Origin of the sequence: Promicromonospora kroppenstedtii, assembly GCF_044389675.1 — a bacterium.
Lineage (GTDB): Bacteria > Actinomycetota > Actinomycetes > Actinomycetales > Cellulomonadaceae > Promicromonospora > Promicromonospora kroppenstedtii.
Window position 1 is genome coordinate 411526 of sequence record NZ_JBIRYI010000002.1, and the last position, 10370, is coordinate 421895.

The window sequence follows — 10370 nt, forward strand, 5'->3', positions numbered from 1 at the left end:
AGTTGCACCGCCCGGCCGCTCAGCCGCTCACTCGTAGCGCAGCGAGGAGATCGGGTCCTGCCGGGCGGCCCGCAGCGCGGGCAGCGTGCCGGCCAGGAACGCGATGGCCATGACGCCCAGCACGACGGCCGCTACCGTGACCGGGTCGAACGCGATGAGCGTGAGCCCAGGGAGGCTGGCCAGGAGGTCCCCCGCGACGCCGCCCACGAGCTGCCCGACGCCGATCGCGGCGAGCACGCCGAGCGCGCTGCCGACCAGGCCGATGACCACCGCCTCGATGCTGAACAGGGCGAAGACGCGCGGGCTGGACAGGCCCATCGCCTTCATCAGCCCCACCTCGCGGGTGCGCTCCTGGACCGCCATGAAGAGCGTGTTGACGATGCCGATGGCGGCCGCGACCAACGCGATCACCGCGAAGCCGTTGAGCACGAGCACGATGGCATCGATCACGGAGGTGATGGTGCCGAGCTGGTCCTCCAGGGTGCTGGCAGTGTAGCCGGCGTCGGCCAGCCGGTCCTGGAGCGCCTGCGTGGCCTCGTCACCCGCCGCGGGCTCGAACCAGACGGACGCCTGGGCGTACCGCGTGGTCTCCGCCGCCGGCGCCCCCGTGGTCTGCAGGTCGTGGAGCGTCTCCGCGAGGGTGTCGTTGGGGATCGCCCCCGCCATGCTGATCACACCGGGCTCGGCGATGCCGACGACGTCCGCCTCGGTGGTCACCTGGCTGCCCGTGCCGTCGGTGACGGCCAGCACGACGGTCTGCCCGACGGCGTCGGCCGCGCTGCCCAGGCCCAGCGGGTCGAGGTAGCTCTCGGGGAGCACCACCTGGGGGTCGGCGGCGTCGAGGTCGACCTGGGTGCCGGACGCGAGCTCGACCTTCATCCCCGGCACGAACTGGGAGATCGACAGCTGGAGCTTGTCGCCGCCGTCGTGCTGGACGTAGTCGGTGGTGACGTTCTTGACCGGCTCGACGGACAGCACGCCGTCGATGCCGGCGATCGTGTCGATGTCGTCGTCGGTCAGGGCGGTCGCCGTGGCCCCGGGCGGTCCCTCGACCGCGATCTGGTCGGGGTCGTACTCGGCGGGTCCGCCGTCGGCCGGGGCGTCCTCGTCCGCCGTGGTGACCGTCATCACGTCGTCGACGCCGACGGAGGCCACGGTGTCGTCGATGTACCGGTTGATGCCGGTGCCCAAGCCGTTGGTCAGCGAGAGCGTGAACGCGCCGATGAAGATCGCCAGGACCGTCAGGCTGGTGCGCAGCCGCGAGCGGAACGCGTTCCGGAAGGCGCTGGTGACGACGTCGGCGGCCCTCATGCGGCCACCTCCGCGCGCGCGATGCGGCCGTCGCGGATGTACAGGCTGCGGTCGCAGCGGGACGCGAGCTCCTCGTCGTGCGTGACGACGACCAGGTTGATGCCCTGGCGCTCGTTCAGGTCGAACAGGATGTCCTCCACCACGGCGCCCGTGGCGGTGTCCAGGTTGCCGGTCGGCTCGTCGGCGAAGATCACGCGCGGCCGGTTGATCAGGGCGCGGGCGATGACCACGCGCTGCTTCTGCCCGCCGGACAGGTCGTTGGCCCGGTTGCCCGCCTTGTCGTCGAGCTCGAGCTGGGCCAGCGCGGCCAGGCCTCGGGCGGTGCGCTCACGCCGTGGCACCCCGGCGATCTTCAGGGGCAGCGTCACGTTGTCCAGCACGCTGGCCTGGGCGTTGAGAAAGAACTGCTGGAACACGAACCCGAACGCGCCGTTGCGGGCGCGGTTGAGCTGCTTCGCGGACAGGCGTGACGTGTCGGTCCCGTCCAGGGCGATGGTGCCCGAGGTGGGCCGGTCGAGCAGGGCGAGCAGGTGCATCAGGGTCGACTTGCCCGACCCGCTCCTGCCGACGATCGCCAGGGACTCGCCCTGGGCGATGTCCAGGTCGAGGCCCTTGAGCGCCTCGAAGGCGCCGGGCCCGGAGCCGTAGGTCTTGTGCAGGTCGTGGACGGAGATCAATGGGGGCGCCACGTCGGCCGCCTCTCTCGTTGGTGCCGGAGCTGACGAGAGCGACTCTGGTCCAGCATGGGCGCGAGCGAATCGGCCCAGGGATGACTCCTGGGTACCCCGCTGGTAGTACGTGGCGCCCCCGGGAACGCCTCCCGGGCTACTCCCAGACGGCGATGCTGCGGCGCACCGGCACGGTGCCGTCGTCGGCGGCGAAGAGCTCGGGCGAGCGACGGCGGGTCTTCTCGATGTCGTCGAAGACGGCGCGCAGGTGCGAGCGGAGGCTGTCGCGCGCGCTGGAGATGTCGCCGGACACCACGGCGTCGAGGATGGCATGGTGCTCGTCCACGAAACGGCCCACGCCGTTGGTCTCGTGCAGGCCGAGCCGTCGCGCCCGGTCCAGGTGGCCCTTGGCCGCGACGACCGTCGACCATGCCCTGCCGTGCCCGCTGAGCCGCAGCAGGCCGTGATGGAACGCCTCGTCGAGCGCGAAGAACCGCTCGATGTCGAGCCCTGGCTCGCGCTGCTGCTCCAGGTTGGCACGGAGCTCGGCGATCACGTCGGGGTCGAGAGTCTCGGGGATGTCGTCGAAGGCGGCGAGCTCCACCGCCTCGCGGAGGAACTGGGCGTCGGCCACACGCTCGGCGTCGACCCGGGAGACGAACGAGCCCACCTTGGGGAACACACGGACCAGGCCCTCCTCACCCAGGAGGATCAGGGACTCGCGCACCGGCGTGCGGCTGACGCCGAGGGCCGCGGCCAGCTCGTTCTCCGACAGCGAGGCGCCGGGAGGCAGCTCGAGGGTGAGCACCTTACGGCGCAGCGTCTCGTAGACGACGCTGCGGTTGGACCGTGTCGAGGCTTGCCCCATGCCCGGAGTCTAGACGAGACGGAGCCCGGTTCCATGCCGGCGACAGTTGACACCGACTTGTGGACGCTGCTTACATACAAGACCTGCCACACATCGGCCACGCGCGCCGTTCGGACAACGACGTCAGTCAAAGAAGTCAAGGAGCACCTCCCATGGCGGACACCGCTATGACCTCACCGGGTAACACTTCCCCGGGCAACGCAGTGACCCGGTCGACCAAGGACCTCACCCGGGCGGCCGTGTCCGGCTGGCTCGGTACGGCCATGGAGTTCATGGACTTCCAGCTCTACTCGCTGGCGGCCGCGATCGTCTTCAACCAGATCTTCTTCCCCGGCGTCAGCCCGGCCATCGCGCTGATCGCGGCCATGGCCACCTACGGCGTCGGCTACGTGGCCCGGCTCGCGGGCGCCGTCTACTTCGGGCGGATGGGCGACCGGATCGGACGCCGCAAGGTGCTGTTCCTGACCATCGCGCTCATGGGCGTCTCCACGACGCTGATCGGCGTGCTGCCCACCTACCAGATGATCGGGATCACCGCGCCGATCCTGCTGGTGGTGCTGCGCCTGGTCCAGGGCTTCGGCGCCGGCGCCGAGATCGCGGGTGCCACCGTGATGCTCGCCGAGTACGCACCCGTCAAGCGCCGCGGCCTGGTCGCCTCGCTGGTCTCGCTCGGCACCAACTCCGGCACGCTGGCGGCGTCCGCCCTGTGGGCGCTGCTGCTGGTCGTGCTCAGCGAGGAGCAGCTCCTGGCCTGGGGCTGGCGGGTGCCGTTCCTGCTCAGCTTCGTGCTGATGATCTTCGCCGTCTGGATCCGCCGCAACGTCAAGGAGAGCCCGGTCTTCGAGGCCCGCCCCGACGTCGTCGACGGCGTGGCCATGACGCGCGCCGAGGTCAAGGAGGCCGAGGCCGCGCCCGTGCTGGAGGCCGCCCTGGCCCAGCGCAAGGGCAAGGCGTTCTTCCTCGCGCTCGCCCTGCGGTTCGGGCAGGCGGGCAACTCCGGCCTGGTGCAGACCTTCCTGGTCGGCTACATCGCCACGAGCCTGGCCATGGACCGGGCGCTGCCCACCGAGGCCATCATGTGGGGCTCCATCGCGGGCTTCGCGACCGTGCCGCTGGTGGGCATGCTGGGCGACCGGTTCGGCCGCCGCGCCATGTACACGGTGCTCTCCCTGGCGACCATCGCGTTCGCGTTCCCGATGATGCTGCTGATCACCAGCGGCAGCACCGCCGCCCTGCTGCTCGGGATGATCGCCGGCCTGAACCTCGGCGTGCTGGGCCTGTTCGCCCTGGAGAGCGTGACGATGGCCGAGCTGTTCGGCGCCCGCACCCGGTTCACGCAGCTCGCCCTGTCCAAGGAGATCGGCGGCATCCTGGCGACCGCGATCGGCCCGGTCATCGCGGCGTCGCTCACCGCGGCGACGGGGAGCTGGTGGCCCATCGCCGCGATGCTCATCGTGTACTCGACCATCACCCTGGTGGCCGCGCGCATGGCCCCCGAGACCCGCGGCCGCGACCTGGTCCAGCTCGAGGACGCCGCATGAGGGCCGTCGTCGTCCACGGCGCCGGTGACCTGCGGGTCGAGGAGCGCCCCGACCCCGTGGCCGGGCCCGGCGAGGTGGTGGTCGCCATGGAGTGGGGCGGCGTCTGCGGGTCCGACGTCGCCTACTGGCGCAACGGGTCCTCCGGGACCGCCGTGCTGCGCGACCCGCTGGTGCTGGGCCACGAGGTGGCCGGCCGCGTGATCGGCAGCGGGCCGGGCGTCACCGGCTGGGCGCCGGGCACGGCGGTCACGGTGCACCCGGCGCAGGCCACTGCCGGGTCCGTGCTGCCCGAGCGGCTGGCCGGCCGCACCAACCTCCACTCGGAGGTGCGCTACTTCGGCTCGGCGGCCTTCCATCCGCACACCGACGGCGGGTTCAGCGAGCTGCGGGCCGTGCGGGCCGAGCAGCTGCGCGCGCTGCCCGAGGGTGTGAGCACCGAGCAGGGCGCGCTGGCCGAGCCGCTGGCCGTCGCGATGCACGCGGTGCGGCGGGCGGGCGCCGTCCGCGGCCGGGACATCCTGGTCAACGGGGCCGGGCCCATCGGGTGCCTGGTGGTGGCCGCCGCCAAGCACGCCGGGGCGGCGTCCGTCACGGCGGCCGACGTCTCCGACACGTCCCTGGCCGTGGCCAAGGAGCTCGGCGCGGACCACGTGCTGAACGTGGCCGGCGGCGACGCCCTGCCGCAGGACAGCGAGCTCGTCTTCGAGGCCTCCGGGGCACCCTCCGCGCTCGGCGGCGTGCTGCGGGCCACGGCCCGCGGGGGCACGCTCGTCCAGGTGGGCAACCTGCCCGGGGCAGCCGCACCGTTTGCGCTCGGCGACCTCGTGACCCGCGAGATCACCTGGGTCGGGGCCTACCGGTTCGTCGAGGAGATCAGCGACGCGCTCGCCGCGCTGCGCGACGGGCTGGACGTGTCCGGCGTGGTCACGCACCGGTTCGGCATCGAGGACGCCGGCTCCGCGCTGGCGGCCGCCGCCGGGCCGGAGAGCAGCAAGGTGCTGATCCGCCTCGCCACGGCCTGACCGGTCGTCGCGTGCGGTGCTGTGGCATCGTGGCACCGCACGCGACATCGAGGTTCGAGGGGGAACGATGCGGGGTACCGATCTGCTGGTCGACGCGTTCGGCCGGATCCGGGAGACGGTGCGCGGCGCGGTCCGCGGCCTGGATCCCGACGAGCTCGCCTACCGGCCCGACGACGGGTCCAACTCGGTCGCCTGGCTCGTCTGGCACCTGACCCGGGTCCAGGACGACCACGTCGCCGACGCCGCGGGCACCAGCCAGATCTGGTCCGACGACGGCTGGGACCGCCGGTTCGGCCTGCCGTTCCCGGCCGAGGAGACCGGCTACCGGCACGACGCCGACCAGGTGGCCGCCGTCCGCGTCTCGTCCGGCGACCTGCTCACGGGGTATCACGACGCCGTGCACGACCGGACGGTGCGCTACCTGGACCGGTTGTCCGCCGACGACCTGGACCGCGTGGTCGACACGCGGTGGGACCCGCCGGTGACGCTCGGCGTGCGGCTGGTCAGTATCGTCAGCGACGACCTGCAGCACGCGGGTCAGGCGTCGTACGTGCGCGGCCTGGTGCTGCGTCGGCGCTGAACCCGTCGCCCCGCACCTGAAGGACCCGGATGCCGTTCACGCTCTCGCACCCTGCCGCGGTGCTGCCCTTCGTCCGGCGTCCGTTCAGCGCCGCCGCGCTCGTGGCCGGGGCCGTCGCGCCCGACCTGCCGTACTTCGCGCGCAGCACGCCCGTGCCCGTGAGCGCGCAGTCCTGGTACGAGCCGTTCATGAACGCGACGACGTCGCACACCCTGGCCGGGGCGCTGACCGTGAGCCTGCCGTACGCGCTGGCGCTGTACGGGTTCCTCCGGGCGGCGCGGCAGCCGGTCGCAGGGTTGCTGCCTGGTGCCGTCGGGGCGGGTGGCGCTGTTGGCCCCAGGGCTCGGGGAGCCGGCGGGACGCTCGTGCGGGCCGGGTGGGTGCTGGTGTCGCTGGTGCTCGGCATCGCGACGCACCTGGTGTGGGACTCCTTCACGCACGGCGACGGGTTCGTGGTGACGCACGTGCCGCTGCTGAGCGCCACGGCGGTCGGCGACCTCACGTGGGCCCGGCTGCTGCAGCACGTGAGCACGGTCGTGGGACTCGTCGTCCTCGGGGTCTACCTGTGGCGCCGCCGCGACCGGCTGCCCGGGTGGAGCGGGCTCGACACCGCCACCCGGCGGACCACCCGCCGGGGACTGTGGGCGATCGGCGGGGTCGCGGCGGCCGGTGCCGTGCTGGGCACGCTCCGCTGGTGGTCGGCCGGCACGTCGTCCGACGGGATGGGGCTGACCGCCCGGGACGTGGTCGAGGGCGTGCTGTCCGACGTCGCCACCGGGGCCGGGGCGGCCCTGATCGTCGCGCTGGTGCTCTACGTCGCGGGCTGGTGGGCCGCGCGGGGTGTCACACGGGACGCACCCCGCTCGGACTGACCCGGCTCAGGGATGATCCGCGGGGCGTGGCAGCGTCCCGTGCTCGATCAGACGGTCGTAGACGTTCTCGAACGCGCTCGCCAGCTGTCGGGTCTGCGCCTCGGAGAGCGCATCGAGGAACACCGAGCGCACGAACGCGACGTGGCCGGGCGAGGCCTCGGCCAGCAGGGCGCGCCCCTGGGCGGTGAGGGTGACGTCCTTGGCCCTCCGGTCGCGTGCGCTCGGGGTGACCTCGACGAGATCCCGCCGGGCCATCCGGAGCACCTGGTGGGACACCCGGCTGCGTTCGGCGCCGATGCGCGTGGCGAGGTCGGAGACCGTCATCCTCCCGTCGTCCGCGCTGGTCAGCGCCACCAGGACGTCGTAGTCCGCCAGGGAGACGCCGGCGCCGGCCTGGAGCTGGTGGTTCATCTCGTACCGCAGGCGCAGGTGCACCTTCATGTATGCGTACCAGGCACGCACCTGGTCGTCGTCGAGGAACGCGAAGGGCGACTCGGGAGGGACCTCGTACCGGCCCATGCCGGTCAGCGGAACAGGACGGTGTAGACCTTCGCGAGGAGCCCCTCGCGGACGAAGCCCATGTCCACGCCACGGACCACCGGCGGCTCGCCGTCGGGTCCGAGCGCCCACGCAAGGTAGCCCATGTCCTGCACCCGGTAGAAGTCCCCGTCCGGCCGGAACACGAACTCCGGTGCGCCGTCCAGGATCTCGCGCACCTTGGCGTCGAGCGCCTCGTGGCCCTCCACCTGGCCCTCCGCGTCGGCGAAGACGACGTCCGCCGTGTACGTACGGCGGATCGCCTCGGCCCGGCGGCCGGGGTCGCGCTCGCCGAAGACCTCCAGCAGGTTGGCGCGCATCAGCTTCTCGAGCCCCGGGTCCGACATGACAGCCTCCAGATTTACGTGAAGTTTCACTTAAAGTAGGTGCCCGCACTCCGCCCGTCAAGCCGGTCGTGCGTTGACGCACATTCCGCGGTTCGTCGCGCGGGTTGTGCCCGGCGTCGGTGGAATGGTCCCCGAACGGGAGGGGATGAGCCGGTATGACCGCCGCACGCGCGCTGGAGATCGACGACTGGGTGGTGCACCGCCCGAACGTCGTGCGTTCCGTCGCGGCACGCGTGCCCGGCATCGACGCCGAGGAAGCCACCAGCCGCGCCCTGGAGAAGATGGTCCGCATCGTCTCCACCGGCGGCACCATCGACGACCCCGCCCCCTACTGGCGACGCGCCGCGGTCAACGAAGCCATCTCCATGACCCGCGAGACCGGTCGCAGCCGCCCCGTCGAGGACGACACGCTCGCCGCCCTGACGCCTCCGGTGGCGGGGGCCGAGCTGGACGCCGAACGACAGGCCGACGTGTCCATGCTCCGCGCCGCACTGTCCGACCTGGCCGACGACGACCGCGAGATCCTGCTGGACCGGCACGTCCGGGACATGGCCGTCGCGGACATCGCGGGGCACCTCGGTGTGCGCCCCCACGCCGTGACCATGCGACTACGCCGCGCCGAGGAACGCCTGGCCGGAGCGTTCGCCGCCGCCCACGCCCAGGAGGTCAACGAGCCGGAGTGCCGCGCGACGCGCGCCGCCATGCACGACTACCTCAAGGACCGGCTCCTCCCCCGCCGCCGCGGCCGCGTCGAGGCGCACATGGACGGCTGCGGCGAATGCACCCGCGCGTTCGTCGACGTGCGCGAGGTCTCCTGGATGCTCCGCGACCTGGGCCAGCACCTCGTGGCGGGCGCCGTGGCGACCGGTGCCCTGGGCGCGGCCGTGGCGGGCGCCGGGGCTGGTGCTGGAGCGGCTGGTGCTGGAGCTGCTGGTGCCGCCGGTGCGCCGAAGCCGTCGTTCGGCAAGAAGGAGGCGGCGATCGTGGCGGGGGTGCTGGCCGCGCTCGCGATCGGCGGCGGGGCGGCGGCGCTCGTGGCCAACCAGCCGGCCGACCCGCCGGCCGCGGAGTCGGTCGTCGATCCTGGCGCCGGGGGTGGGGACGCGGGTGGTGCCGGCGCGGGCGGTGGTGGCGCGGGCGGTGGCGCCGGGAGCGGGTCCGGCGACGCGAACGGGTCGACAGACACCGGCGCCGCAGGCGGTGGTGCTGACGGTGCCGGCAGCGGTGATGGTGCCGACGGCGGTGACGGTGCCGGCAGTGGTGACAGCGCCGGCAGCGATGGCGCACGGGCCGGAACCGACGGCACGCGCGGGGCGAGCTCGGGCGACGACGGCTCGAACGCGGTCGAGGACTCGGCCCGCGACATCGCCGACAGCGTGTCGACGTGGCTCGACAGTCTCGGCACGCCGGGCGACTTGTCCGGCGACGGCTCCGACACCGAGGCAGGCGGCGGCACGTCGGACAACTCCCGCGCCGATGCCGGGACCGGAGACGACGGCGCCACGGGCAGCACCGGGGACAGCGGCAATAGCAGCAACGGCGGGAGCGACAACAGCAGCGACGCCGACGGCAGCACGGACCGCGACCCTGACTCCGACGGTCCCGCCGGCGCGGACGGTATCAACCCCGGCGTCGGCGCGGAACTGACGGACTGGTTCACGCGGCTCGGCGTCGCGGGCATCCCCGCGTTCCTGCTGCTGGTGTTCCTGCTCTGGCTCTGGGACCGCTGGTCCCGCGCTGACGACTGAACGACGGATGACTGCAAGGCGTCAGAGTTTGAGGGAGTGAGGCTGCCGCGCCGGACGAGGCGCTTGTGCGGCAATGCCTGAACGCCCCGTAGCTCAGACGCGCCGTACTCCCGGCACGTTGTCCACAGGACGAGCGGCCGGGTTCTGCTATCGGCAGAGCGGGCCAATTCGACGAGCGGTACGTACAGGTGTGCGATATGTTGGTGGCATGACGCGAACGGGTGAGGTGCCAGATCGAGCAGGCGGGGAGCCTGCTCTGTCGGTGCTGCCCGGGAACGAGCCGAGGCCACTTGGCGGGGCGGTGCTGACCAGTGCTGCCGTGTCACCGGGAGCCACCGGTGCGTCCGAGACCGGTGGTGTCGTCGATGTCGCAGGTGTGCGGGCGGTGCGGCGGGCCCTGGCAGAGATGATCCTGCCTGGTGCCACTGACACTCCCACCGGCGTGCCCGGAGTGGTGCAGGCCGAGTGGGTGGACCTGCTCGGTGAGCTGGAGGCCGTGAAGAACGCGGTCACCGCGGCCCAGGCGCGGCTGACGCTCGCGTTGGACGAGGCCACCCGTGCCGACGAGGCGCGGCAGAGCATCCGGGCCGAGCGGCAAGGGCGCGGTGTGCCGAACCAGGTCGGTGCGGCGCTACGGGTCAGCCCGCACGCCGGGGCCGGGTTCGTCAGCACGTCCCGCGTCTGGGTCACCCAGATGCCGCACACGTTCACCGCGTTGCAGTCTGGGGTGCTGTCCCAGTGGCGGGCCACGCTGTTGGTGCGGGAGACGTCCCACCTGTCCCTGGAGCACCGGGCCCTGATCGACGAGGAGATCTGCGGCCCCACCCACCTGACCGAACTCGCGACGATGAGCACCCGACGACTGATCGCCCGGAT

The 10370-nt window shown here is 72.5% G+C and carries 10 protein-coding genes and 1 pseudogene; 6 read left to right on the plus strand and 5 right to left on the minus strand.

Features of this window, described 5'->3' with window-relative positions:
- Positions 1 to 27: 27 nt before the first annotated feature.
- The 3 genes from ACH47X_RS05685 to ACH47X_RS05695 all read right to left on the minus strand — a co-directional run bounded on the left by ACH47X_RS05685 (position 28) and on the right by ACH47X_RS05695 (position 2847).
- Complete coding sequence (locus ACH47X_RS05685; protein WP_397402229.1) at positions 28 to 1311, minus strand: ABC transporter permease; 1284 nt, start codon at positions 1309 to 1311, stop codon at positions 28 to 30.
- Positions 1308 to 2000, minus strand: coding sequence for an ABC transporter ATP-binding protein (locus ACH47X_RS05690; protein WP_397402231.1), 693 nt, complete (start codon positions 1998 to 2000; stop codon positions 1308 to 1310). Before ACH47X_RS05690 ends, ACH47X_RS05685 begins: the two co-directional genes overlap by 4 nt.
- Before the next feature lie 136 nt (positions 2001 to 2136).
- A complete protein-coding gene (locus ACH47X_RS05695; RefSeq protein ID WP_036969013.1) occupies positions 2137 to 2847 on the minus strand; it encodes a GntR family transcriptional regulator in 711 nt (236 codons plus the stop codon).
- A gap of 152 nt (positions 2848 to 2999) precedes the next feature.
- On the opposite strand from ACH47X_RS05695, the gene ACH47X_RS05700 reads away from it, so the two are divergent.
- The 4 genes from ACH47X_RS05700 to ACH47X_RS05715 all read left to right on the plus strand — a co-directional run bounded on the left by ACH47X_RS05700 (position 3000) and on the right by ACH47X_RS05715 (position 6862).
- Positions 3000 to 4388, plus strand: coding sequence for an MFS transporter (locus tag ACH47X_RS05700; protein ID WP_397402234.1), 1389 nt, complete (start codon positions 3000 to 3002; stop codon positions 4386 to 4388).
- Positions 4385 to 5410 carry an L-idonate 5-dehydrogenase gene (locus tag ACH47X_RS05705; protein ID WP_397402236.1) on the plus strand — a complete coding sequence of 342 codons (1026 nt, stop codon included), beginning with the start codon at positions 4385 to 4387 and terminating at the stop codon, positions 5408 to 5410. The genes ACH47X_RS05700 and ACH47X_RS05705 overlap by 4 nt, the downstream gene beginning before the upstream one ends.
- A 67-nt stretch (positions 5411 to 5477) precedes the next feature.
- The gene (locus tag ACH47X_RS05710; protein ID WP_397402238.1) at positions 5478 to 5990 is read left to right on the plus strand and encodes a mycothiol transferase; all 513 of its coding nucleotides are present in this window, start codon (positions 5478 to 5480) and stop codon (positions 5988 to 5990) included.
- A gap of 29 nt (positions 5991 to 6019) precedes the next feature.
- On the plus strand, positions 6020 to 6862 hold the full coding sequence (locus ACH47X_RS05715; RefSeq protein WP_397402240.1) for a DUF4184 family protein: 843 nt from the start codon (positions 6020 to 6022) through the stop codon (positions 6860 to 6862).
- Between the two features lie 6 nt (positions 6863 to 6868).
- Here the strand turns inward: ACH47X_RS05715 and ACH47X_RS05720 are convergent, their stop codons facing one another.
- Positions 6869 to 7381 carry a MarR family winged helix-turn-helix transcriptional regulator gene (locus ACH47X_RS05720; RefSeq protein WP_397402242.1) on the minus strand — a complete coding sequence of 171 codons (513 nt, stop codon included), beginning with the start codon at positions 7379 to 7381 and terminating at the stop codon, positions 6869 to 6871.
- A gap of 5 nt (positions 7382 to 7386) precedes the next feature.
- Positions 7387 to 7746 carry a nuclear transport factor 2 family protein gene (locus ACH47X_RS05725; RefSeq protein WP_397402244.1) on the minus strand — a complete coding sequence of 120 codons (360 nt, stop codon included), beginning with the start codon at positions 7744 to 7746 and terminating at the stop codon, positions 7387 to 7389.
- Positions 7747 to 7901: 155 nt separating this feature from the next.
- On the opposite strand from ACH47X_RS05725, the gene ACH47X_RS05730 reads away from it, so the two are divergent.
- A complete protein-coding gene (locus ACH47X_RS05730; RefSeq protein WP_397402246.1) occupies positions 7902 to 9494 on the plus strand; it encodes a zf-HC2 domain-containing protein in 1593 nt (530 codons plus the stop codon).
- Between the two features lie 406 nt (positions 9495 to 9900).
- A pseudogene (locus tag ACH47X_RS05735) lies at positions 9901 to 10370 on the plus strand (hypothetical protein); the annotation flags it as partial.